The sequence below is a fragment of the Methylobacterium crusticola genome (genome assembly GCF_003574465.1).
GTDB classification, from domain to species: Bacteria; Pseudomonadota; Alphaproteobacteria; order Rhizobiales; family Beijerinckiaceae; genus Methylobacterium; species Methylobacterium crusticola.
This window is the reverse complement of sequence record NZ_QOWC01000129.1, coordinates 1-24,935: the sequence shown is the minus strand read 5'-3', so window position 1 is coordinate 24,935 and position 24,935 is coordinate 1. Positions and strand designations below refer to the sequence as shown.

Annotated in this window: 16 protein-coding genes and 2 pseudogenes; 3 read left to right on the top strand and 15 right to left on the bottom strand. The window is 72.3% G+C overall.

Annotation, left to right across the window (positions count from 1 at the left end):
• Nucleotides 1-81 precede the first annotated feature (81 nt).
• Together DT057_RS37550 and DT057_RS25145 are read left to right on the top strand one after the other, a co-directional pair.
• Nucleotides 82-372, top strand: a pseudogene (locus tag DT057_RS37550) (PAS domain S-box protein); the annotation flags it as partial.
• Nucleotides 373-396: 24 nt separating this feature from the next.
• On the top strand, nucleotides 397-2,865 hold the full coding sequence (locus DT057_RS25145; protein WP_420870328.1) for a PAS domain-containing protein: 2,469 nt from the start codon (nucleotides 397-399) through the stop codon (nucleotides 2,863-2,865).
• 126 nt (nucleotides 2,866-2,991) lie between these two features.
• Here the strand turns inward: DT057_RS25145 and DT057_RS25140 are convergent, their stop codons facing one another.
• Both DT057_RS25140 and DT057_RS25135 read right to left on the bottom strand, forming a co-directional pair.
• Nucleotides 2,992-5,793: a PAS domain-containing protein gene (locus DT057_RS25140; RefSeq protein ID WP_128564838.1), complete on the bottom strand. Its 2,802-nt coding sequence runs from the start codon at nucleotides 5,791-5,793 to the stop codon at nucleotides 2,992-2,994.
• Between the two features lie 575 nt (nucleotides 5,794-6,368).
• Nucleotides 6,369-6,566, bottom strand: a complete 198-nt coding sequence (locus DT057_RS25135) for a hypothetical protein (RefSeq protein ID WP_308220144.1) — start codon at nucleotides 6,564-6,566, stop codon at nucleotides 6,369-6,371.
• A 462-nt stretch (nucleotides 6,567-7,028) separates the two neighbouring features.
• Here DT057_RS25135 and DT057_RS25130 point away from each other — a divergent pair, with 462 nt between their 5' ends.
• The gene (locus DT057_RS25130; RefSeq protein ID WP_162501497.1) at nucleotides 7,029-8,540 is read left to right on the top strand and encodes a chloride channel protein; all 1,512 of its coding nucleotides are present in this window, start codon (nucleotides 7,029-7,031) and stop codon (nucleotides 8,538-8,540) included.
• Between the two features lie 87 nt (nucleotides 8,541-8,627).
• Here DT057_RS25130 and DT057_RS25125 read toward each other — a convergent pair whose 3' ends face one another.
• From DT057_RS25125 to DT057_RS25065, 13 genes and pseudogenes are all read right to left on the bottom strand, one after another.
• Nucleotides 8,628-10,253: an FG-GAP-like repeat-containing protein gene (locus DT057_RS25125; protein WP_128564833.1), complete on the bottom strand. Its 1,626-nt coding sequence runs from the start codon at nucleotides 10,251-10,253 to the stop codon at nucleotides 8,628-8,630.
• Between the two features lie 329 nt (nucleotides 10,254-10,582).
• Nucleotides 10,583-12,511: a cellulase family glycosylhydrolase gene (locus DT057_RS35615; protein WP_162501496.1), complete on the bottom strand. Its 1,929-nt coding sequence runs from the start codon at nucleotides 12,509-12,511 to the stop codon at nucleotides 10,583-10,585.
• Between the two features lie 190 nt (nucleotides 12,512-12,701).
• Complete coding sequence (locus DT057_RS25115; RefSeq protein ID WP_128564832.1) at nucleotides 12,702-12,926, bottom strand: hypothetical protein; 225 nt, start codon at nucleotides 12,924-12,926, stop codon at nucleotides 12,702-12,704.
• Nucleotides 12,927-13,018: 92 nt separating this feature from the next.
• Complete coding sequence (locus DT057_RS25110; protein WP_128564831.1) at nucleotides 13,019-13,840, bottom strand: ABC transporter ATP-binding protein; 822 nt, start codon at nucleotides 13,838-13,840, stop codon at nucleotides 13,019-13,021.
• Nucleotides 13,837-14,799, bottom strand: a complete 963-nt coding sequence (locus tag DT057_RS25105; RefSeq protein WP_128564830.1) for an ABC transporter substrate-binding protein — start codon at nucleotides 14,797-14,799, stop codon at nucleotides 13,837-13,839. Before DT057_RS25105 ends, DT057_RS25110 begins: the two co-directional genes overlap by 4 nt.
• 80 nt (nucleotides 14,800-14,879) lie before the next feature.
• A complete protein-coding gene (locus DT057_RS25100) occupies nucleotides 14,880-15,668 on the bottom strand; it encodes an ABC transporter permease (RefSeq protein ID WP_128564829.1) in 789 nt (262 codons plus the stop codon).
• A 94-nt stretch (nucleotides 15,669-15,762) separates the two neighbouring features.
• The gene (locus DT057_RS25095) at nucleotides 15,763-19,368 is read right to left on the bottom strand and encodes a hydantoinase B/oxoprolinase family protein (RefSeq protein ID WP_128564837.1); all 3,606 of its coding nucleotides are present in this window, start codon (nucleotides 19,366-19,368) and stop codon (nucleotides 15,763-15,765) included.
• Between the two features lie 38 nt (nucleotides 19,369-19,406).
• A complete protein-coding gene (locus tag DT057_RS25090; protein ID WP_128564828.1) occupies nucleotides 19,407-20,306 on the bottom strand; it encodes an ABC transporter substrate-binding protein in 900 nt (299 codons plus the stop codon).
• On the bottom strand, nucleotides 20,303-20,836 hold the full coding sequence (locus DT057_RS25085; protein ID WP_269152985.1) for a (2Fe-2S)-binding protein: 534 nt from the start codon (nucleotides 20,834-20,836) through the stop codon (nucleotides 20,303-20,305). The genes DT057_RS25090 and DT057_RS25085 overlap by 4 nt, the downstream gene beginning before the upstream one ends.
• Nucleotides 20,829-21,704: an FAD binding domain-containing protein gene (locus tag DT057_RS25080; RefSeq protein ID WP_128564827.1), complete on the bottom strand. Its 876-nt coding sequence runs from the start codon at nucleotides 21,702-21,704 to the stop codon at nucleotides 20,829-20,831. Before DT057_RS25080 ends, DT057_RS25085 begins: the two co-directional genes overlap by 8 nt.
• Nucleotides 21,701-24,049 carry a xanthine dehydrogenase family protein molybdopterin-binding subunit gene (locus tag DT057_RS25075; RefSeq protein WP_128564826.1) on the bottom strand — a complete coding sequence of 783 codons (2,349 nt, stop codon included), beginning with the start codon at nucleotides 24,047-24,049 and terminating at the stop codon, nucleotides 21,701-21,703. The genes DT057_RS25080 and DT057_RS25075 overlap by 4 nt, the downstream gene beginning before the upstream one ends.
• Nucleotides 24,046-24,423, bottom strand: a complete 378-nt coding sequence (locus tag DT057_RS25070; protein ID WP_128564825.1) for a 2Fe-2S iron-sulfur cluster-binding protein — start codon at nucleotides 24,421-24,423, stop codon at nucleotides 24,046-24,048. Before DT057_RS25070 ends, DT057_RS25075 begins: the two co-directional genes overlap by 4 nt.
• Nucleotides 24,423-24,935: pseudogene (locus DT057_RS25065) on the bottom strand (hypothetical protein); the annotation flags it as partial. The pseudogene DT057_RS25065 and the gene DT057_RS25070, both read right to left, overlap by 1 nt.

Below are 24,935 nucleotides of genomic sequence, written 5' to 3'. Positions count from 1 at the left end.
GCGGCGCCCGCACCGGGCGCCGCCCGGCCGGCGCCCGCGCCGGGCGCCGCCTGGTCGGCGCCCGGCAGCACCGAGGCGCGCCTGCGCGCCGTGTTCGCGAGCGCGGTCGACGTCGCCATGGTGGTGTCCGACCCGGCCGGGCTCATCACCGAGTGGAACCCGGGCGCGGAACGCGTGATGGGGTGGAGCGCCGCGGAGATGCGCGGCCAGGACGCCGGGCGGCTGTTCACGCCCGAGGATCGGGCGGGCGGCCGCGTCCCGGACGAGATGCGCCGGGCCCTCGACGAGGGACGGGCCCTCAACGAGCGCTGGCACCTGCGCAAGGACGGCGAGCGCTTCTGGGCCTCCGGCGAGATGCTGCCGCTGTCCGACGAGGGCGGCGCGCATCTCGGCTTCGTGAAGATCGTGCGCGACCGCACCAGGGAGCACCGGGTGGGGGCGGCCCTCAAGGAGACCCAGGAGCGCTACCGCCTGGCCGCCAGGGCCACCAACGACGCGATCTGGGACTGGGACTTCTCCACCAACCACGTGCTCTGGAACGAGGCCCTGACCACGGCCTACGGCCACGCGCCGGAGGCCGTCGCACCGACCGGCGACTGGTGGATCGCCCAGATCCACCCCGATGACCGGGCGCGCATCGACGCCTCGATCCACGCCGTGATCGACGGCGCCGGCACCGCCTGGACCGACGAGTACCGCTTCCGGCGGGCCGACGGCACCTACGCCGAGGTGCTCGACCGCGGCCACGTCATCCGCGACGGCGCGGGGCGCGCCTGCCGGATGATCGGCGCCATGCTCGATCTGAGCCGGCTGCGCAGCGCCGAGACCGCCCTGCGGGTGAACGAGGAGCGCTTCCGCACGATCCTCGAGACGATCGAGGCGGCGTTCGCCATCGTGGAGGTCCGGTTCGACGAACACGACCGGCCGGCGGATTACCGGTTCGTCGAGGCCAACGCCGCCTTCGAGCGCCAGGCCGGCGCCAACCTGCGCGGCCGCTGGGTCACCGAGTTCGCGCCGGACCTGGAGCGCTTCTGGTTCGAGACCTACGGCCGGGTCGCGAAGACCGGCGAGCCGGCGAACTTCGAGAGCTACGCCAAAGGCTTCGAGCGCTGGTTCGACGTCCGGGCGGTCCGTGTCGGCGACCCCGCCGACAGGCAGATCGCGATCTTCTTCAGCGACGTCACCGCGCGGCGCATCGCCGAGGAGCGCCTGCGGGCGAGCGAGGCGCTCGCGCGGGAGAGCGTGGAGCGCGTCCAGCTCGCCCTGGAGGCCGGGGCGATCATCGGCACCTGGCACTGGGACCTGCCGGGCGACCGGTTCACCGTCGACGAGGGGTTCGCGCGGGCCTTCGGCCTCGATCCCGCCCTCGGCCGCGAGGGCCTCAGCCTCCGGCAGGTGGTCGCGACCGTCCATCCCGACGACCGGGAGGGCCTGTCGGCCGCCATCGGCGCGGCGATCGCCCGGGGGGGCGCCTACGCCCACCAGTACCGGGTCCGGCGCCGCGACGGGCGCTACTACTGGATCGAGGCGAACGGGCGCGTCGAGCACGCCCGGGACGGGACGCCCCGGAGCTTCCCGGGCGTCCTCATCGACGTCGAGGAGCGCCGCGCCGTCGAGGCGGAGCGCGACCGCGCCGCCGCGGCGCTGCGGGCGCTCAACGAGACGCTCGAGCAGCGCGTGGCCGAGCGGACGGCCGAGCTGGTGCAGTCCGAGGAGAAGTTGCGCCAGTCCCAGAAGATGGAGGCGGTGGGGCAGCTCACGGGCGGCCTGGCGCACGACTTCAACAACCTGCTGGCGGGCATCTCGGGCGCCCTCGAGCTCATGAGCGCCCGGATCGCCCAGGGACGGCTGACGGACATCGACCGGTACATGGCGGCCGCGCAGGGCGCGGCGAAGCGCGCGGCGGCCCTGACCCACCGCCTGCTCGCCTTCTCGCGGCGCCAGACGCTGGACCCGCGGCCGACCCACGTGAACACGCTCGTGAACGGCATGACCGAGCTGATCCAGCGCACGGTCGGACCCGGCATCGCGGTCGAGACCGTGGGCGCCGCGGGCCTCTGGCCGGCCCTCGTCGACGGGAGCCAGCTCGAGAACGCGCTGCTGAACCTGTGCCTCAACGCCCGCGACGCCATGCCGGACGGGGGCCGCATCACCATCGAGACGGCCAACAGGCGGATGGATCGCGAGGCGGCCCGCGCGCACGACATGCCCGCGGGCGAATACCTGTCCCTGTGCGTCACCGACACCGGCACCGGCATGGCGCCGGACGTGGTCGCCCGCGTGTTCGAGCCGTTCTTCACCACCAAGCCGCTGGGCCAGGGCACCGGCCTCGGCCTCTCGATGATCTACGGCTTCGCCCAGCAATCCGGCGGCCAGGTGCGCGTCTACTCGGAGGTCGGGCAGGGAACCACGGTCTGCATCTACCTGCCGCGCCACGACGGCGATGCGCACAGGGACGAGGGCGGTCCCGGCGGGACGCCGGCGGCGTTCGCGCGGGAGGGCGAGACGGTCCTGATCGTGGACGACGAGCCGACGGTGCGCATGCTGGTGACGGACGTGCTGGGCGACCTCGGCTACACGGTGATCGAGGCCGCCGACGGGGTCGCCGGCCTCGAGGTGCTGCGCTCGGACGCGCGCATCGACCTCCTCATCACGGATGTCGGCCTGCCCGGGGGCATGAACGGACGGCAGATGGCCGACGCCGGACGGGAGATCCGTCCCGGCCTGAAGACCCTGTTCATCACGGGCTACGCGGAGAACGCCGTCATCGGGAGCGGCCAGCTCCAGCCGGGCATGAAGGTGCTGACGAAGCCGTTCGCGGTCGACATGCTCGCGACCCGCGTCCGCGAGCTCGTGACCGCCTGATCCCCGCCGGCCCGTCCGCCGCGCGGGCGCCGGCCCCGCCCGGCGCGACCGGCCGGATCGAGGGCGCCGGGACGGCGGTCCCGAGGCTGCCGCGCGGCGTCACCGCGGCACCGGGGAGGCGCGCCGCTACGACGTTTCGATCATCTCCCGGATGCGGGCCGCCATGACGTTGACGGCGAACGGCTTCGTCAGCACGGCCATGCCGGGCGCGAGGTGTCCGTTGCCCACCGCCGCGTTCTCCGCGTAGCCGGTGATGAACAGCACCTTGAGGCCCGGCCGCCGCTCGCGCCCGGCATCCGCCATCTGCCGGCCGTTCATGCCGCCCGGCAGGCCCACATCCGTGACCAGCAGGTCGATGCGCACGTCCGATTGCAGCACCTTCAGCCCCGCGGCGCTGTCGGCCGCCTCGATGGCGGTGTAGCCGAGGTCCTCCAGGATATCGGTGACCAGCATCCTGACCGTCGGCTCGTCGTCGACGATCAGCACCGTCTCGCCCTGCTCGGCCCGCGACTGCGCCGCCGGCCTGGGAGCGTGGTCGTCCTCCTCGGTCGGGCCGTAGTGCCGGGGCAGGTAGATGCAGACCGTGGTGCCTCTGCCCACCTCCGAGTAGATGCGCACCTGGCCGCCGGACTGCTTGGCGAAGCCGTAGATCATCGAGAGGCCGAGGCCGGTGCCCTCGCCGGTCGGCTTGGTGGTGAAGAAGGGATCGAACGCCTTGGCGATCACGTCCGGCGTCATGCCGGTGCCGGTGTCGGTCACGCAGAGCGAGAGGTACTGCCCCTCCGGGATGTCCTGCTGGCGCGCCGCCCGGGCGTCGAGCCACTTGTTGGCGGTCTCGATGGTGATGCGGCCCCCGTCCGGCATGGCGTCGCGGGCGTTGATGCACAGGTTCAGCAGCGCGTTCTCGAGCTGCGGGGGATCGACCAGCGCCGGCCACAGCCCGGAGATCCCGACGGTCTCGACGGCGATGGCCGGCCCGACCGTGCGCCGGATCAGCTCCTGCATCCCGGTGACGAGCCGGTTCACGTTGGTCGGCTTGGGATCCAGCGTCTGCCGGCGCGAGAAGGCGAGCAGCCGGTGGGTCAGGGCCGCGGCCCGCTTCGCCGCCCCCTGAGCCGCCGTCATGTAGCGCTCGACGTCGTTGATCCGGCCCTGCTGCATCCGGGTGTGCATCAGCTCGAGGGAGCCCGAGATGCCCGCCAGCAGGTTGTTGAAGTCGTGCGCCAGGCCGCCCGTGAGCTGGCCCACCGCCTCCATCTTCTGGGACTGGCGCAGGGCTTCCTGCGCCTGGACCAGCTCGGCCTGCTGGCGCAGCCGCTCCGTGACGTCGCTCACGAACTGGTAGGCGCCGACGACCCGCCCCTGGTCGTCGCGCAGGCTCCGGTAGGTGATCTCGTAGGACGGGCGGACGCGGTCGGGGTCGCCGTAATCCTCGATGAGAGTGACCTCCTCGCCCGCCAGCGCACGGCTCCAGCCGGCCCGCACCTGGGCCTGGTGCTCCGGCCGGTCCGCGAAGGCCGCGAGGACGTTGTCGCCGACCTTCGGGCGGAAGCCGTAGGCGCGCACGAACTCGTCCGCGTTGGCCTTGTTGATGGCCAGGATGTCGAAGGCGCGGTCCACCGCCATCACCATGACGTCGGTGCGCTCGACGATCGTGGCGAGAAGGTTGCGCTCGGCGGTGCGCTCGACGACCTGCTGCTCCAGCGTGGCGTTCAGGACGCGCAGGGCCTCCTCCATGTGCTTCCGCTCGGAGATGTCGCTGAAGAAGATCGCGACCCGGTGCGCCGCCGGGGGGCCGACCCGCAGGGCCCGCACGTCGAACCAGCGCCCGAACACGTCGGCCCTGTTCTCGAAATGGGCGGGTTCGCCCGTGAGCGCGACGCGCCCGTAGGTGTCGAACCAGTGGCGTTCGAGGTCGGGCGCGAACTCGCTGACCCAGCGCCCGGCGACGTCGGCGCCGGTCTGCCGCGCGAAGGCGGGGTTCGCCTCGATGATGCGGTAGTCGACGGCCCGGCCCGCCGCGTCGAACCTCATCTCGACGACGCAGAACCCGACGTCGATGCTCTCGAACAGGGTGCGGTAGCGGCTCTCGCTGTCGGCCAGCGCGACCCGCGCGCGCACCTGATCCGTCACGTCGTAGCCGCCGACGAAGATGCCGGTGACCCGGCCCTCCGCGTCCCGCATGGGCTGGTAGAGCAGGTCGATGAACCGGTCCCGGTCCTCCCCGGCCAGGCGGATCGGCATGGCCCGCGCCTCGAACCGCTCGCCGGACGCGTAGACCTGATCGAGCAGCTCGTAGAACCCCTGCCCGGTCAGCTCGGGAAACACCTCGCGCACGCTCCGCCCGAGGAAGTCCCGCGGGCCGGAGATCGCCACGTAGGCATCGTTGACGTACTCGTAGACGTGGTCCGGTCCGCTCAGGATGCCGACGAAGCCCGGCATCTGCTGCAGGCTCTGGCGGTGGCGCAGGCTCTCGGAGACGGCGCGCCGTTCCGCCAGGACCTGCCGGGTCGTCTCGGTGCAGGCGCAGAACAGGCCGACGACCGCGCCGTCGTCGCCGGGCACGGGCGTGTAGGAGAACGCGAAGTGCGCTTCCTCCGGAAAGCCGTTGCGGTTCACGGTGAGCTGCAGATCGTCCATGTGCACGGGGTCCCCGGCGAACACGCGATCCATCAGGGCGCCGACCTCGTCCCGGACCTCGGGCCAGACCTCGAAGAAGGGCCGGCCGAGGGCCTCCGGATGGCGCGCGCCGAGCATCGGCACGTAGGTGTCGTTGTAGACGAGGGTACGGTTCGCCCCCCAGGCGATGAACATCGGCTGGCGTGAGTTGAGCATGACCCGCACGAGGGTCACGAGCGACGGCGGCCAGTGCTCCCGGGGCCCGAGCGGGGTGGCGGCCCAGGCATGGGCCCGCACCAGCGCCCCCATGGCGCCGCCGCCGGCGGGACGCGAAGCGGTCGGCCCCATCGCTCAGGCGCCGCCTCGCGCCGGGGACGGCTCGGATGAGGGGACGCGCCCGACGGATCCCCCCTCGCCCTGCGCGCGCAGCGCCCGAAGGGCCGCGCGGGTCGCATCGCCGGTCGAGGCGCACTTCCCCGTGGCGGCCTGGCTGTCGATCCGGGGAGCGGAGGGGTCGGTCGGGGCGACGTGGCGGGAATGTTCGGCGGGCATGGCGGGCTTCCTAGCACGCCCGGAGCCTCGGGTGTCTCCTCCCGCGCAGCCACGGGGCCGTGAGCCGGCCGTCGCCGCAGGCAGCCTTGCGCCTCGGGGCGCGGCGCCGGGCCGCCGCCCTGCCGCACCGCCGGGGCCCGTTCCGGACGCGGGCGACGACGGGTCCGGGTTGCGCCCGGGCGGGCCCGCACGAGGGCGGCAGGCCGCACGGCCGGCCCGCCACGCCGCGACGCGGGCCCGGACGGCGCAGATCGACCCGGTCGCAGATCAGCCCGGTCGCGCGAAGGCCCGGCCGCCCTGCCGGCACACGTCGCCCTCCGGCCGGAGCGGCCTCACCCGGGGCCGGCATCCCGGTCCGGGTCGAGCGCCACGCCGCGGCCGGCCAGGGGGCCGGCGACCGGGCGGGCGGATTCGATGTCGGCCGGATCCGGAACGTAGGCGCACCAGGCGCACCGCCCGCGGGGCACCATCGCGCGCGCGTTGCGCTGCGAGCAGATCGGGCAGACGTCCAGGAGCAGGCGGCCTCGCACGAGACGGGCGCAGCCGCGGCCGCGGAACGTGACACTCTGGTGTGGCTGCTGGTTCGGCATAGCTTTGACGGTAAAGCCAGCCGTACTTGCGAAACGGCCAAGCGAAAAAGGAGCCGTCCTGGCGGGACGGTTTCAAGTCAGGAAAGGAAATCTCCATGACCGGCAACGAGGCCATGATGTCATCTCGACCTCGTTTTTACTTTCTATGCTGCATTGCAACAACATGAAAGATCAAATTATGGACGGCATGGCTGGGTTGCGTGCGGCCCCTGCGGGTCGTCCGAGCGGCCGTCCGGACGCTGGCCCTGCGCCCTCGGGGGCCGCGGATCCGGGCCGGTCGGCGCGGCGCGCCTTAAGGCCGGGGACGGGTCGGCGGGCGGGATGGACGGTGGGCCCGGCAGGGGCGACACTCCCTCGGCGGAAGGCCCGACCGAGCGGCCGTCGCGGCCGGCGCGCAGGACGATGCGATCTCCACAGCCCAACCTCGACGACGGCGATGTCGGCTGGATCTTCTGGGGCCTGGCGCTCGCCACGGGGGGTGCGGCCGGCCTCGCGGCCGGGCTGCTGATGCAGTGGCTGCGCCTCGTGCAGGCCCTCGCCTGGGGCGAGGGGGCGGCCGGGTTCGCGGCGGCCGTCGAGGCGGCCTCGCCGCACCGCCGCCTCGCCGTCCTGGCGGGCGCGGGGCTGCTCGTGTCCCTCGGCGGCCTCGCCCTGCGCCGTGCGAGCCGGGCCGGCGGCGGCCACGGGGCCGAGCTCTCGGCGGCGATCTGGTTCCACGGCGGCCGGCTGCCGTTCGTCCGCACCCTCGCGCAGGGCGTCCTGTCGGTCGCCGTCGTCGGACTGGGGGCCTCCCTCGGACGCGAGGCGGCGCCCAAGCAGGCCGGCGCCGCCTTCGGCAGCCTGTTCGCGCGCCGCCTGCGGCTGTCGCGGAGCCATGCCCGGATCCTGGCCGCCTTCGGGGCGGGAGCCGGCATCGCGGCGGTCTACGAGGTGCCCCTGGGCGGCGCCTTGTTCGCCCTGGAGGTGCTGCTGGGCAGCCTCGCACTGCCCCTCGTCGCCCCCGCTCTCCTGGCGAGCGGGCTCGCCACCGCGGTGGCGTGGCTGCTCCTGCCCGACCGGGCGATCTACACGGTGCCGGGGGAGGCGGTCACGGCCTCCCTGTTCGGCTTCGCGGTGCTGGCGGGTCCCCTCGCGGGAGTGGCCGCCGCGGCCTACGTGCGGCTCATCGCCTCCGCCGACGCGCACCGCCCGTCCGGCCTCTCCGCGGCGCTCGCGCCCGTCCTCGTCCTCGCGCTGCTCGGCGCCGCCGCGACGCTGCTCCCGCAGGTGCTCGGCAACGGCAAGGACGTGGCCGAGCGCGCCTTCACGGGCGGGATCGCCTGGCCGCTCCTCGCCCTCCTGGTCGTGGGGAAGCCGCTGGCCACGGCCGCCTGCCTCGGCTGCGGCGCGCCGGGCGGGCTGTTCACGCCGACCGTCGCCTTCGGGGCGGTGTTCGGCGGCCTCCTCGCGGTCGGCTGGGACCTCGTCTGGCCCGGCGCGGGCGCGGGTCCCTGCGCCCTCGTCGCCGCCACCGCGCTGCTCGCGGCCGCCACCCAGGGGCCGGTCTCCTCCGTGGTGCTGATGCTGGAGCTGACCCGGCGCCTCGACAGCCTGATGGTGCCGGTGCTCGTGGCCGTGGCCGGCGCGATGCTGGTCGCCCGGGTCCTGGAGCCGCGCTCGCTCTACGCCTGCCGCATCCGCGAGGGCCGCGCCGCCGCGGACGCCGACCCCGCCGCGCTCTCGGCCGCCGCGCCCTACGCCGAGGTTCTGCGCGCCCTGCCCGCCGGCGGGCCGGGCCCGCGCGTGCTCGACGAGACGGGAGCCTGCCTCGGCACCCTCGATCCGGCCCGGGTGCGCGCCCCCGCCCGCGCCGACGGTCCCCTCGTCGCCGCCACGGCGGGAGACTTCCTCGACGCCGAGGAGCGCCGCGGCTGAGCGGCTCCGGCCGCCGCGGCCCTGCCGGGAGGGTGCCGCGCCGGGCCGGCGGCGGCGCAGCCGGACACGCGCGGGTCCCGCCGCTCCCTACGCCTTGGCCGTCCATTCCGGGCCGATGACCCCGACGTTGGGAGCCGACGCGACGTGGCCGCTGCCGTCGAGCAGCCACTCGTTCACGTGACCCACCGTGTCACGCCACAGCAGGTCGGCCGTACCGTCGCCGTTGTAATCCCCCGTGCTCAGGAGCGTCCAGTCCGAGCCGACCAGGCCGATATTCGGTGCCGTCGCGGCCTGACCGTCGCCGTCGAGCAGCCACTCGTTGACGTGGCCGGCCGCGTCGCGCCACAGGAGATCGCTCGTGCCGTCGCCGTTGAAGTCGCCCGTGCCCAGCAGCGTCCACTCCGCTCCCACCGTTCCGATGGTGGGGGCCGATCCGACCGCGCCGCCGGCGTTCAGCAGCCATTCGTTCACGTGGCCGGCGCTGTCCTGCCAGAGGATGTCGCTCGTGCCGTCGCCGTTCAGGTCGGCCACGCCCTTGACGGCCCATTCCGGGCCGACCGTCCCGAAGTCGGGCGCCGCGGCGACGCGGCCGCCGCTGTCGAGCAGCCAGGCATTGATGCGGCCGGCCGTGTCCCGCCACAGGATGTCGGAGGTTCCGTTGCCGTCCAGGTCGCCCGTGCCCTGCACGCTCCAATCGGGCGTGACCAGGCCGATATTCGGAGCTGCGGCGACCTGACCGTCGCTGCCGAGCAACCACGCGTTCACGTGACCGTCCGCGTCGCGCCACAGGACGTCGCCCGTGCCGTCGCCGTTCAGGTCCCCCGTACCCTCGATGCTCCATTCCGGACCGACGAGACCGAGGGCCGCGACCGCCGCGACCTGGCCGCCGCCGCTGAACCGCCACGCGTTGACGTGGCCGGCAGTATCCTGCCACAGCATGTCGGAATATCCGTCCCGATTGAAATCGTCCGATGCCGTTCGAAACGACGGCAATCCATTGATCACATCGAGGCCCAAATCCTTCATGATTGCGAGATCAAGTTTCGATATGGTGTACCGAGCGCCATAGTAGAACGCGACGCCATTCATCAGGTCTTGCCCATCTCGCTCAGCTGAACTATTGAACAGGTGGGCGTATTGCTCGCCGTTTCTCAAAGTGGTGACCGGAACCGGACCGCCGTACTGAGCCTCGGCCTGCGCCCCGGTGAAGGAGGCCGTCGCGTCCGGATTGATCGCGACAAGCCGATCCCAGGTTGTTTCATAGGCCGGCAGCATGCCCGTCGACGGGTCGCGGTAGCTCTGAATGCCGAGCGCGTGGCCGATCTCATGCATGAACACGCTCATCCCATCGATTGTGTTGGAAGGGGCGGCGCTATTTGGATCGAGCCAAAGCATGCTCAGGTAATCGGGATCTATACTGATAATGATATCCGGCGATGAGCCGTTCGGATCAGATCCGGTCCGCAGCTCGTACGCCGTTCCATTCTCGTACACCGCGCGCGTGCCGTCCCTGCCGACGTACGAGACGGCACCCGCGCCGCCACTGGCCCGCCCGGCAGATGTCGATGTGATATTGACCGCTATATCGAGCGCTCCGAGCCCATATATATACCGCGACCAGCGGGATGCCGCCGCGCTGACGTCTGCATAAATCGCGTCGACTTGCGTTGAATTTGTCACGCCACTCAGCTGCACCGTGTAATTAAAGGCCACGTCACCCTCCCGTTTTATGCATGGCGCCGCTTGTTGCTTGATTTAACCAAGCGATCCGTGCATTGTGAAGGTGCGATTGAACTTCACTTGACATATGCACACTTTTTAGTGTAGACGGATCAATATCCGTAGACTCCACGAGTCGGCTGCAGCCGAAAGGCCGCGTCCGCGCATGGCCTCGACTGGAGAGGACATCGCGGGTGAGTGCGGGCTCTGCCGCGGCGGACGCCGCTCACCGCCTCCGCGCCGGCCACGCGACGTCCCGCCCGACCATCCGGCGGCCAGGAGGCTTTGCGGGGCGCGTTGCCCGCGCCCCGCACCGCCTGCCCTCACGCCTGGATGATCCACTCAGGTCCGACGGAGCCGATGTTCGGCGCGGCCGTGACGTGATTGCCGTCCAGCAGCCACGTGTTGACGTGCCCCGCATTGTCGCGGAACAGGATGTCGTCGCGCCGGTCACCGTCGTAATCGCCCGTTCCTGCGACGCTCCAATCCGATCCGACCCGGCCGATATTCGGTGCACTGACGATCTGAGCTCCGTCGAGCAGCCATGTGTTGATATGGCCGACATTGTCTCGCCAGAGTATGTCGTCCTTGCCGTCCCCGTTGAAGTCGCCGATCCCCGCGACTGTCCAATCGGATCCGACTGTTCCGATATTGGGCGCGCTGGTGACTTGACCGCCGTGAAGCAGCCATTGATTGATGTGGCCTGCTGAATCGCGCCACAAGAGATCCGCGGTGCCATCGCCGTTGAAGTCGCCGGTACCAACGATGCTCCAGTTGGATCCCACCGTGCCGATGTTGGGGGCAGCTATGACCTGATCACCGTTCATATGCCACGCATTGATGTGCCCGGCCGTGTCACGCCAGAGGATGTCGTCCCGGCCATCGCCGTTGAAGTCACCCGTGCCTTCGATGCTCCACTCTGACCCGACCGTTCCGACGTTGGGCGCCGCTGCGACCTGTCCCCCGTGCAGCAGCCACGCGTTGATGTGGCCGGCATCATCGCGCCACAGGATGTCGCTTGTGCCGTCCCGGTTGAAGTCACCCGTCCCGGCGACCGACCATTGCGGCCCGATGGTCCCGATGTTCGGCGCGGCCGCGACGTGGCCGTCGCTCAAGAGCCACGCGTTGACGTGGCCGCGGTCGTCGCGGAACAGGATGTCGGAATGGTCATCGCCGTCGAAGCTGCGACGCGCTGGCGCGAGCGGGTTCGCGGGCGGTTGCGGCGCCTGGACGGCGGTGGCCGGCTCCGGCACCACCCAGAACGGCGTCGTTGAGGCCGAGATGTATTTGTCGAGAACCTGAAGCTGCGGGCGGTCCTGGCCATCGATCGGCTGTATCGCGAAGGGATAATCACCCCACCACTCGCCCGCCGCCCAGTAGGTTCCGCCCTGCCAGACGTCATTGTGCTCGGACATGTAAGCGAGCATCTTGTCCAGGGCGGTCAGGCTGGTGGCATCGGTCGCAACGGCAAATTCCCCGAGGAACAATCGGCTGCCGGTCTGCTTGGCCCACTCGGTGATTGCCTGAAGCCGCTCGACTCCTATCGTCGCAGAAACGACGTTGAAGTGCGTCCCCTCGCTGGCGATGTCGAGATACTGATGGACCTCGAACGCGTAGTTGTTCGCCGGGTCGACGACGCCCGTGCCGATCACGGTATCGTTGTCGCTGCTGACCCAGCTCTGTGCGCCGTCCCAGTAGGTGCCGGGCACCAGGATCTCCTGTCGCGCACCGGTGCTGCGGATCGCCGCGATGGCCGCGTTCGCCGCCGGGAGCCAGGTCGTCGCTGACTGGAGGTAGGGCTCGTTCATGAGGCCGAAGAGGACGTTCGGCGAACCGGCGTAGCGCCTGGCCAGCTTGCCCCAGACATCGGCGAAGGCGGCATCGGGGACCTGCGCCGAACCGATGAGGTCCGAACCGTACTTCCCGAAATTGTGGAGAGAGACGTCGACCGCGATCCCCTTGGATCCCGCGTACGCGACGATGTCGTCGACGTACCGCATCTCGGTCTCGCTCAGGGCCCCGCCGAGGGCCGGCTGGATGCGTTCCCACTTGAGATCGAGGCGAAAGACGTTCAGCCCCGCGGCGGCGAAGTAGTCGATCGTCGCGTGAGTGGGATAGGTGTGCGTCGTGCCGATCGCATCGGTGCCGCCGAGCTCTCCGAACGACGCTCCGGCCAGATTGACGCCCAGCAGCTTCAGGCCCGATCGCCCGGCGACCTGGCCGGCTGCGGGGGTGGTGACGGATGCGTCCATGGTGCGGGCCTCGTGGGGATGCCGCACCGCACCATGAGCGCTTTAAGGGCCCCTGCCGGAATTGCCGACAATTCACGCTTGTCGGCGACAACCGCACGCTGATTCCCGTTGCTGAGGGAGAGACTTAACGGCTCGTTGCGGCGCCAGGGAAGCACCGGTTCCCAAGCCACTCGGCTGGACTTCGGCTCTTTCAGGCTGGGTAGCACCCCTGCCGAGCCAGACGCCGCCGGACCTTCCGTGCGCCGGAGGCGCAGACGTTCGCCTCGAACACGCGCTGGATCTCGGTCATCAAGGCTGCGTCGCTGTGGGTTCGAGCCGGTTGCTTCGCGAGTCCGTGCTCGCCCTCGTGGTCGCGCACCCTCCGCACCGCGCGCTCGCGCACCTCGGGCGAAAACGGGGTTGTTCGCTTCGTCATGGCTCCATCGTCTCAGAAGCTGGAGCTTCCGGGAAACCCGGGGCGGTTCACGATCGACCGTCGCGACGCCGCGGATCGCGGCTCGTCGCCGATCATCCGGGCGTCTGGCCGAGATCCTGCCAGATGATCTCGCAGAGCTGGCGGAACTCGGGGAGCAGGCGGACCTCGCGAAAGTCCCGGGGCCGCGGCAGGCCGATCCGATACTCGCGTTTGATCCGGCCCGGCGGTCCTTCCATGACGACGACGCGGTCCGACAAGCCGACCGCTTCCTCGATGTCGTGAGTCACGAAGACGACGGACTTCGCATCGCGGCTCCAGATCCGCAGGAGTTCGCGTCCCATGCTCATCTTCGTCATCGCGTCGAGGGCGCCGAACGGCTCGTCCAGCAGGTAGAGGTCGGGGCCGTAGGCGAGCAGGCGGCCGAGCGCCGCCCGCTGGCGCATCCCGCCCGACAGGGCGCTCGGTCGATAGTGTTCGTAGCGGGCAAGACCCAACAGCTGGAGCAGTTCGGCGATCCGCGCCGCCCGTGCCGCGTGGGGGGTGCCGTTCAGCTCGAGCGCCACCGCGATGTTCTGCCCGACCGTCGCCCAGGGAAGCAGCGTGTCGCGCTGGAACATGAAGCCGACCCCGGGCGGTGGACCGGTGACGGTCCGCCCGTCGATGACGATCCGTCCCCCGGTCGCCGGCGCGAGGCCGGAGATCAGCCTGAGCAGGGTCGACTTCCCGCAACCGCTCGGCCCGACGAGCGAGAGGAACTCACCGTCCGCGACGGCGAGGCTCACCGCGTCGAGGACCGTGACCGCTTGCCCGTCGGGCCCCGGATAGGCCTTGCTGACACCCTCGACGCGGACCTTCGCCGGGCGCTCGGCTTGCGCCCCGGGGGCGGTCGCGGCGTGCTCCAGGGCGGCTCTCATCGGTCGGAGAGGGACGCGTCGTAGACATCCTGCAGCGTGACGGGCTTCAGGGAATCGTCCGCCGCCAGCAGGATGGCGTTCATCGTGGCGATGGATTCGGAGCTGACGGTTCCGCCCTCGGGCATGCGCGAGACCGCGCTGCGCGCGACCTCCTGCACGAGGTCGGCCGGGAAGTCCGGGTACATCGTGCGGGTGACCGCGGCGGCGAGCGCCGGATCGGCCCTGAGGTCGGCGATCGCCCGGGACACCGCCCTGACGAAGCCCTGGGCGGCCGGACGGTGGCTGCCGATCCAGGATTCGAGCGCGATGGCGTCGAAGGACGGGTAGGGCATGGTCCGGTAGTCGACGACGACCCTGTAGGCGCCAGCCTTGCGCAGCATCGCCACGGCGTCCGTGGTGATCAGGAGCCCGGCCGCCACCTGGCCCGAATCGATCGCGGCCTGCATGGCCGCCCCGCTGCCGGCCCCGATGATCTCGAAGTCGCGGTCCGGCCGCAATCCGGCCTTCCGGATCGCCCATTGGAGCGTGTTGTCCGTGAGACTGCCGGGCGAGGTGACGCCGATCCGCCTGCCCTTGAGGCCCGCGAGATCGACGTAAGGGGCGTCGCCCTTGGCGAGCAGCGCGTAGGAATGGAAGCCGTCGAGTCCGACCAGGATCCTGGCGGGCTGGCGACGGGAGCGCAGCCGCACCACGTGGTCGGCCGCGCACAGGCACAGATCGATGCTGCCGCCCACGAGCGCCTGGACGGCCGGGCCGCCGCCCTTGAAGGTCACGAGCTCGAGCGTCAGGCCCGCCTCCTTGAGGTAGCCCTTCTGCTCGGCCGTGTGGATGGGCAGGAGCGCCTCGTTGTAGGCGGCGATGCCGGCGACGAGCTTGGTCTGGGCGAGTGCCTGGCCCGCGAGGAGAGACGATGCGAGGGCCGCGGCGGCGACCATCCGGCTCGTTCGGATGAGGGACATGAGGGGCACTCCTGGGTGTCGGCGGGCCGAAGGGGCGGGGCGAGGGGGCGGTTCGAGGGGGCGGGCGACGGGACGGGCGCTCACCGCGCGGGGCAGAGCCACCGTTCGAGCAGATTGACGGCCTGGTTCATCGCGACGGCGATGGCCATCAGGGCCGCGAGCCCGGCGAAGACGCCCGTCGTGTCGAGGCGTCCGCCCGAATGCTCGACGTACCAGCCGAGGCCGCGATTCGCGCCGAGGAGTTCGCCGAGCACGGATCCGATCAGCGCGAGGCCGACGCTGATCCGGGCGGCCGCGAAGAGCCATGGCAGCATCGAGGGAAGCTGGACCCGGCGCGCGATGTAGGACGGCGAGGCCCGCATGGAGCGCATCAGGTCGACGAGGTCGCGGTCGACCTCCCGCAACCCCTGCATGGTGTTGAGGATCACGATGAAGACGACGAAGGAGAACACCATCATCACCTTGGAGCCGAGCCCGATCCCGAACCAGAGGATGAAGAGCGGTGCCAGCGCGATCCGCGGCAGCGAGTAGAGCCCCATGAGGTAGGGATCCACTGCCGCGGCCAGGCGGGGCGAGCGCCCGAGCAGGAGCCCGATCGCGAAGCCGGCGCAAAGCCCGAGCCCGAGCCCGAGCAGCGCCTGCCAGACCGTCGCTCCGGCGTGCCAGGCGAGGTCGCCGTTCAGGGCGAGGCGCCAGAGCCGCTCCGCCACCAGCCCGGGGCTCGAGATCCAGAACGGGTCGACGACCCGCCCCGAGAGAACATGCCAGCCGGCCAGCGCGGCGACGAACAGGAGGGTGCGGTCGACGATCGTGCGCCAGCCTCCCGGCCGCGCCGCTCCTGCGCCCTGGTTGCGGGCCTCAGGTGCCATGATGCCCGCCCGTCGCGCCGGCGGGCGGTTCGGTCGCGGCGGGGTGAGGCGGGGTCCCCCGAAACGGGCTCCGGTGCGCAGGGCCGGCCAAGGGTCAGCTCCTCTCGCGCGGATCGCCGTAGCCGCCGCCCGTCGGGGTCACGACGGTGATCGCCTCCCCGGCCTCGATCCGGGTCTGGTTGCAGCCGCCGAGCTCCTCGATCGTCCCGTCGCGCCGCCGCACGCGGTTCGCCCCGACCTCGCCCGGCTCGCCGCCGGCGAGGCCGAAGGGCGGCACCCGCCGGTGGCCGGTCAGCAGTGCGCATTCCATCGGCTCCAGGAAGCGGATCGTGCGGGACGTGCCGTCGCCCGCGCACCAGCGCCCGCGGCCGCCGGATCCCCGCCGGAGATGGAAGTCCTCCAGCACCACCGGGTAGCGGAATTCCAGGATCTCCGGATCGGTCAGGCGCGAATTCGTCATGTGGGTGTGGACCCCGCCCACCCCGTCGAAGCCGGGCCCGGCGGGCGAGCCGGAGCAGATCGTCTCGTAGTACTGGTACCGGTCGTTGCCGAAGGTCAGGTTGTTCATCGTGCCCTGGGCCGCCGCGAGCGCGCCGAGCGCCCCGAACAGGCAGTTGGTGACGGCCTGGCTGACCTCGACGTTGCCGGCGACCACCGCGGCCGGGTAGGCCGGCGCCAGCATCGAGCCCTCCGGGATCACGATCCGGATCGGGCGCAGGCAGCCCGCATTCATCGGGATCGCACCCTCCACCATCACCCGGAACACGTAGAGCACGGCGGCCTGCGTCACCGGGGCCGGGGCGTTGAAGTTGTCCTCGCGCTGCGGCGAGGTCCCGGTGAAGTCGACCACCGCCTCGCGCCGCTCGCGGTCGATGCGGATCGCCACCCGGATCGTGCAGCCCTGGTCCATCTCCAGGGCGAACCAGCAGTCCGACAGGCCGTCGATCACGCACCGGACGCTCTCGGCGGCGTTGTCCTGGACGTGGCCCATATAGGCCTGGACCACGTCCTCGCCGAAATGCGCGATCATCTTCCTGAGTTCGGCGATGCCGCGCTCGCTGGCGGCGATCTGCGCCTTCAGGTCGTTGACGTTCTGGGTGACGTTGCGGACCGGGTAGGTGGCGCCGGTGAGCAGCGCGACGAGCGCCTCCTCGCGGAAGCGGCCCTGGTCGACGAGCTTGAAGGTGTCGATGTAGACCCCCTCCTGCTCGATGGTCGTGGCGCGCGGCGACATCGAGCCGGGCGCGATCCCGCCGACATCCGCGTGATGCCCGCGCGCCGCGACGTAGAACAGGACGCGCCGTCCGGCCACGTCGAAGACCGGCGTCACCACGGTGATGTCGGGCAGGTGGGTCCCGCCGTCGTAGGGCGCGTTGATCGCGTAGACGTCGCCGGGGCGCAGCTGCGCGCCCTGGCTGCGGATGACGCTCTCGACCGACTTGTCCATCGACCCGAGGTGGACCGGGATGTGGGGGGCGTTCGCGACGAGCCGGCCCTGCGCGTCGAACACCGCGCAGGAGAAGTCCAGCCGCTCCTTGATGTTCACCGAGTAGGCGGTGTTCTGCAGCGTCAGCCCCATCTGCTCGGCCACCGACATGAAGAGGTTGTTGAACACCTCGAGCAGGATGGGGTCGGCCTGGGTGCCGACGGCCGGCGCGTGGCGGGCCGCCTGCATCCGCGCGAGCACGAGGTGGTTGCGGGCGGTGATCTCGCCCGCCCAGCCCGCCTCCACGACGACCGTCTGGTGGGGCTCGATGATCAGGGCCGGCCCGGCGATCCTCTGGCCCCGCGCGAGGTCGTCGCGCAGGAAGATGCCGGCCTCGTGCCACGCGCCCTGCGAGTAGAACCGCGTCCGGGCCGCGGGGTCCGGCGCGCCCGCCGCGAGCGGTCCGGACGCCTCGTCGATCTCCGAGCCGCCCCCGACCGCCTCCGCCGACACAGCCTCGACGACGAGCGCCTTCGTCTCGTCGACGAAGCCGAACCGGGTGCGGTGCGCCGCCTCGAACGCCTCCCGCATCGCCGCCGCGTCGCCGAACGGCACGATCAACGAGGTGTCGGTCCCGGCATAGCGGATGTGGGCCCGGCGGAAGATCGCGACCTCCGGCGCCGGCACCCCCTGCCCGAGGAGCTCGTCCCGGACCCGCGCCGAGAGTGCGTCGAGCGTCGAGGCCGCCGCGTCCAGGCTCCCGGCGAGGGGCACCTCGACGGCCTGCTGGCGGGTCGAGCGGATGTCGGCGAGGCCCATGCCGTAGGCCGAGAGCAGCCCCGAGAACGGGTGGATCATCACGGAGCGCATCCCGAGCACGTCCGCGACCAGGCAGGCGTGCTGGCCGCCCGCGCCGCCGAAGCACTGCAGGGCGTATCCCGTCACGTCGTAGCCGCGCTGCACCGAGATCTTCTTGATCGCGTTCGCCATGTTCTCGACGGCGATGCGGATGAAGCCGTCCGCGATCGCCTCGGGGCCGCGTCCGCCGCCGATCTCGGCGCTGAGCGCCGCGAACCCCCGGCGCACCACCTCGACGTCGAGAGCCTCGTCGCGGCCGGGCCCGAAGATCCTCGGGAAGTGGCCGGGCAGGAGCTTGCCGACCATCACGTTGGCGTCCGTGACCGCGAGCGGGCCGCCGCGCCGGTAGCAGGCCGGGCCCGGATTGGCGCCGGCCGAATCCGGGCCCACGGTCATGCGCGCCCCGTCGTAGTGCAGGATCGAGCCGCCTCCCGCCGCAACGGTGTGGATCGCCATCATGGGCGCGCGCATCCGCACGCCCGCCACCTCGGTCTCGAAGGTGCGCTCGTACTCGCCCTCGAAATGCGAGACGTCCGTCGAGGTGCCCCCCATGTCGAAGCCGATCACCCGGTCGAAGCCGGCGAGCTTCGCCGTCTCGACGCAGCCCACCACGCCCCCGGCCGGCCCCGACAGGATCGCGTCGCGCCCGTGGAACAGGCCCGCGTCGGTCAGCCCGCCGGAGGACATCATGAACATCAGCCGGCACTCCGTCCCGGCCGTGTCGAGTTCCGCGGCGACCTGGTCCACGTAGCGCCGCAGGACCGGCGACAGGTAGGCGTCGACCACCGTGGTGTCACCGCGCCCGACGAGCTTCATCAGGGGCGAGACCTCGTGGCTCACCGAGACCTGCGCGAAGCCGAGGGCGCGGGCGACCTCAGCCACCGCCCGCTCATGGTCGGGGAAGCGGTAGGCGTGCAGGAACACGATGGCGCAGGCCTCGGCTCCCGCCTCCCGAGCCGCCGCCAGATCCCGCCGGACGACCGCGAGGTCGGGCGCGGCCTCGACCGTGCCGTCCGCCCGCACGCGCTCGGCGACCTCGACCACGGCGTCGTAGAGCTGGTCGGGCTTGACGACGCGCCGGGCGAAGATGTCGCGCCGCTCCTGGTAGCCGATGCGCAGGGCGTCCCTAAAACCCCGGGTCGTGACGAGGACCGTGCGGGCGCCCTTGCGCTCGAGGAGGGCGTTGGTGGCCACGGTCGTGCCCATCTTGACCGCCGCGATCCCGGCCGCCGGGATCGCGACCCCGGGGGCGAGTCCCATCAGGTCGCGGATTCCCTGGATCGCCGCGTCCCGGTAGGCGCCGGGATTCTCGGACAGGAGCTTGTGGACGGCGAGCGTGCCGTCCGGCCGGCGCGCGACGATGTCCGTGAAGGTCCCGCCGCGGTCGATCCAGAAGTCCCAGCGCCTGCCGTCCATGGTCTCGCTCACGCCTCTCTCGCTCCCCGTCGGAATGCTCACGCCGCCACGACCTCCGCGAAGGGTACGTCGGCGTCGAGGATGCCCATCCGCCGCGCGAAGGCATTGACCGCACGGATCTGATCGGCCGTGATGGCGGTGTCGTAGAAGGGCAGGTCGCGGCGGATCAGGTCGGCGATCATCGCGGCCTCCGCGGGCGGAAAGAGCGCCGCGCCGACCTGCGTCGCGAGTTCCGGCTCCTGCGTCAGCATCGCGTGAGCGCGCGCCACCGCCCGCCTCACGGCTCCGGCGAGGCCGGGGTCGTCGCGCAGGAGGCGGTCGGGGGCCGCGATCGTCGCCATGGTGAGATCGAAGCCGTCCGCCGGGCCGCGGTCCCGACGCACGTCGAGGACGATGCTCCCGAACCCGCCCCGCACCGCCCGCTCGGCCGCCATGCCGTTCGCCCAGAAGCCGTCGATCTGGCGAGCCTCCAGGGCCATCGCGGCGGAGAGGCCGAAATTCGCCCCCGCGGCGGGGTGGGGCGGGACCGGGCCGATCGCGATTCCATCCCGGACCGGATCGAGGCCCGCCTGCGCCAGGAGGCCGCGCAGGCCCATCTCGACGTAGGGCGCCGCGCCGATCCGCCGCCCCGTGAGCGCCGCGAGGTCGCCGCGCGCGACGGCGTGGTCGGAATGCATCACCAGGAACCAGTACATGCCCTGCGCCTGGGCGCAGACGAGCTTGCCGCCGCGCCAGCGGGGGAAGGCGGCCAGCATCGTGTGGGCCGACGCCGCGACGAGGTCGATGCCGCCGTCGCGCATGGCCGCGTAGGCGCGGTCGGGCGGGAACATGACCTCGAGCGAGACGCCGAGGCCTTCCTGCGCGAAGCAGCCGAGCTCGATCGCCGCGAGGGCCGGGAAGTAGGAGTTCGAGACGAGGTCGGGTACGGCGAGCTTCACGCGTGGCCCTTTCCGGCGGGATCGGGGCGAGGCGACGGGCAGGGCTCCGCCGCGCCGGCATTGAGGACCGACAGGGCCGCATCGACGATGCCCTGGTAGCCGGTGCAGCGGCACAGGTTGCCGGCGAATGCCCGGCGCAGGGCCGGCTCGTCGATCGGCGCGCCGTCGAGGTCGTGCTGAAGCTCGAGCAGGGTCATCACGATGCCGGGCGTGCAGTAGCCGCATTGCAGCCCGTGATGACGGGCGAGCGCCGCCTGGATCGGGTGCAGCGCGCCGTCGGGGTCGGCGACCCCCTCGATCGTCGTGACCGCGCACCCGTCCGCCTGCACCGCGAAGGTGAGGCAGGAGCGCGCCGTCGCGCCGTCGAGCAGCACCGTGCAGGCGCCGCAGACGCCGTGCTCGCAGCCGACATGGGTTCCGGTGAGGCCGAACTCGTGGCGCAGGAGGTCGGCGAGGTTGAGCCGGGGCTCGACCTGCGCCGTGCGGACCGCGCCGTTCACCGTCAGCCGCATGCTCCGCCGCTCAGTCACGGACGCCTCCCCGGGCGCGATCGACGGCCTGGCGCAGCGCCCGGACGGTGAGAACCCGGGCGAGGTGGCGCTTGTAGGCCTCCGGCCCGTAGAGGTCGCTCTCGGCGGGCAGCCGCGCCGCGGCCTCGCCGGCTGCCGCGATCCGGTCGTCCCTGGGCACGCGGCGGGCGAGCAGCGCCTCCGCCTCGCCCACCCGCGCCGGCGCCGCGACGAGGCCGCCGACCGCGAGCGCGGCCCGGGCGCAGGTCCCGTCGGGCGCGAGGGCGACCAGGGCGGCGGCGGAGACGACCGCGAAGCCCTCGCCGCGGCGGGTCACCTCGGCGAAGCCCCAGCCGTGCCCTTCCGGCCAGAGCGGGAGGTCGATGCGGGTCAGCACCTCGTCGGGGGCGATCGCGGTGGCGAGGGGGCCGGTCGGCAGCGCGACGAAGGGGATCGTGCGGGCGCCCCGCGCGCTCTCGATCGTCAGGGTTGCGTCGGCCACGAGGGCGACGACGGACAATTCCGCGGTCGGATCCATGTGGGCGAGGCTTCCCCCGATCGTGCCGCGGTTGCGCGTCGCCACGTGCCCGACATGGGCGAGCGCGTCGCTCAGCAGCGGGAAGGCCGCGCGCACCAGCGGGGAGCGCTCGGCGCGGCGCTGGCGTGTCGTCGCGCCGATCCGCAGCACCTCGCCGTCGCGGGCGATCCCGTCGAGGCCGGCGACGCGGGTGATGTCGATCAGGTGCGCGGGGCCGGCGAGGCGCAGGTTGAGCAGCGGCACGAGGGACTGGCCGCCGGCGAGGAGGCGGCAATCGTCGTGCGCGGCGAGGAGCGCCAGGAGATCGGCCCGCGTCGTCGGGGCGTGGTAGGAGAAGGGCGCGGGCTTCATGGTGCCGCGCCTCCGGCCGCGGCCAGGAGCCCGTGCAGGCGCGCGGCGGTGATGGGTAGGTCCGCCACCCGCACGCCGAAGGGACGCAGCGCGTCCTCGACCGCCGAGGCGACCGCCGCCGGGGCCGCGATGGTGCCGCTCTCGCCCGCCCCCTTCACGCCCAGCGGGTTGAGCGGGCTCGGCGATTCCATGTGGTGGATCGCGATGCGGGGCGCGACGTCGGCGGTCGGCAGCAGGTAGTCGGCGTAGGTCCCGGTCTGCGGCTGCCCGTCCTCGGCGTAGAGCATGCGCTCGTAGAGGGCGCTGCCGATGCCGTGCACCACGCCGCCGACGATCTGGCCCTCGACCATCATCGGGTTGATGAGGCGTCCGCAATCGTGGACCACGGTGTAGCGCGTGATCGCGACCGTGCCGGTATCCGGGTCGACCTCCGCCTCGACCACGTGCGTGCCGTTGCAGTAGGTCAGGCCCTCGGGCTCGAAATCGACGCCGGCGGCGAGCCCCGGCGCCACGCCCGCGGGAAGGGCCAGCCCGGGCGCGCCCGCGAGCGCGTCCGCCACCTCGCCGAGCGCGCGGCCGGAACCGGGGACGCCCTTGACCTGGACCCGGCCGTCGACGAGCTCGAGATCCGCCGGCGAGGCCTCGAGCCAGGCGGAGGCGACCTGCAGGATCTTGGCCCGCACCGCGAGCGCCGCCGCGTGGGCGGCGTTGCCGGCCGTCACGGCCTGCCGGCTCGCGAAGGCGCCGAGCCCGAGGGCGGAGGCGTTGGTGTCGCCCGCCACCACGGCGATCCGCTCCGGGGCGATGCCGAGCACCTCGGCCACGACCTGGGCGAGCATGGTCACGGTCCCCTGCCCCTGGGCCGTGGCGCCGGTCGTCACGACGACCGTGCCGGACGGGCCGACCCGCACGGCAGCGCTCTCGAACGGCCCGCGCCCCGAGCCCTCGACGTAGTTGGCGAGGCCGATGCCGAGCCAGCGCCCCTCCCTCCGGGCGGCCGCGCGGCGCGCCTCGAACCCGTCCCAGCCCGCGAGCGCGAGGGCCCGCCGCTGGCACTCGACGTAGTCGCCGCTGTCGTAGGTCATGGCCTTGCCGTCCCGCGTCCGCAGGGGCGTGCGATAGGGCATCTGGTCGGGCGTGATCAGGTTGCGGCGGCGGATCTCGGCGCGGTCGAGCCCGGTCCGCTCGGCCAGGCGGTCGAGAAGCCGCTCCATGACGTAGGTTCCCTGCGGGCGGCCGGCGCCCCGGGTCGGTGTCGCCGGGACGAGGTTCGTCAGGCACAGCGAGATCGCGAGCCGGTAGGCCGGCAGGCGGTAGGGTCCGAGCAGGTTGGTGGCGGAGTTGTAGGGCAGCGCGACGCCGTACGGCGTGTAGGCGCCGTGGTCGTGGACGAGGTCGCCGCGGATCCCGAGGAGCCGGCCCTCGGCGTCGCAGGCCGCCTCGATCGTCCAGTGCTGGTCGCGCTCCTGCACGGTCGCCGTGAAGCTCTCGAGGCGGTCCTCGATCCACTTCACCGGACGGCCGACGATCATGGCCGCCGCCGCGACCGCCAGTTCCTCCGGGTGGAACACGAATTTCGGCCCGAAGCCGCCGCCGACGTCGGGCGCGACGACGCGGACCTGGTGCTCCGCCAGGCCGAGGGTGCGCACGAGCGCCCGCTTCGCCTGATGCGGCATCTGCGTGCTGTCCCAGACGGTCAGCAGGCGCTCCGCCTGATCGAACCGCGCGACGACGCCCCGCGGCTCGATCGAGTGGCCGCCGCCCTTGTGGAGGTTGAAGGCTTCGCGCACGACGTGGGCGGCGCCCGCGAAGGCCCGGTCGACGTCGCCGTAGGCGGCCTCCGTGGCGGCGACGCGGTTGTCTGGACAGTCGAGCCGCGCCCGCGGCGCGTCCGGCGCGAGCCCGGCCCGCGGATCGACGACCGCCGGCAAGGGTTCGATCTCGAGCCCGATCAGCGCGAGGGCATCCTCGGCGACGGCACGGCTCTCGGCGACGACGAGGGCGACCGGCTCGCCGACGTGGCACACCTCGTCGCGCGCCAGCACGAAGGGATCGACGTCGAACCGGATCGCGCCGGCGGGCATCGCCAGGGGGATCCGGTCGCAGGTGAGGACGCGGCGCAGGTCGCCGTAGGTCAGGACGCCATGGACGCCCGGCAGGGCCTCGGCCGCCGCCGCGTCGATGGCGGTCAGGCGACCGTGGGCGTGGGGAGAGCGCAGGAACGCGCCGTGGAGCAGGCCGGGCAGGCGGATGTCGTCGACGAAGCGGCCGAGGCCCCGCAGCAGCGGGCCGTCCTCGAGGCGCGGCACGGATCGGCCGAGCCAGGTGCACGCGGGCGCGCTCACCGCGTCGGCGTTCCGCCGGGCGCCCGCCCGAGGGTCCTCAGCGCGTGGTCGAGGCGCTCATCGGGCGGAGCGATCTCCGTCACGAGGTCGCGCAGGTGCGGCTTGTTGGGCAGCGGCTGCAGAACCATCTCGCGCGGTTCAAGCCGCGCCGTGCAGGCATACGCGACCTTGCCGTCGACGAGGATCATGCACTCCTTGCAGGTGTTGGCGCTGATGCAGGAGTGCCGGACGCTCAAGCTCGGGTCGAGGGCCTGGCGCACGAACCGCAGGCCGTCGAGCACCGACTGGCCGGGTGTGTAAGGCACGGCGTAGCGGCTGGAAGGGGCGTCGGCGCCAGGGCCGCGCCGGACGATCAGGTGTGCGGTGACGGCCATCAATGCGCTTCCTGCGGGGCCGGCGTGCCCACCACCGCGGCTTGGCCGAGCGCCAGGTCTGCGCTCGCCAAGCCGCCGTTCGCCAAGCCGCCGCTCGCCAAGTCGCCGTTCGCCAAGCCGCCGCCCGTGAGCGCGATCGTCTGGTGCAGCGCCCAGCCCTCGTCCGTCTCCGGATGGTCGTCGCGCTGATGGGCGCCCCGGCTCTCGCGACGGGCGAGGGCCGCGCGGGCGACCGCCTCGGCGACGAGCAGCATCCCGCGCAGGTCGAACCAGTCCAGCCGGGCCTGGGCGTAGGGGCCGGGCTCGCCGGGCGGTCCGTCGCCGAGCGTCCCCTTCAGGTCGCCGATGGCCTCGAGCGCCTGCACGAGCCCGGCCTCGGTGCGGAACGGGCCGACATGGGTCGTCATGACGGTCTGGAGAGCGGCGATCGCGCCCGCGGCGTTGCCGGCGCGGCGGGACGCAGCCGAGACCAGCGCGACGGCGTCGGGACGGCCGGCCGGCGGCCGGCGGCC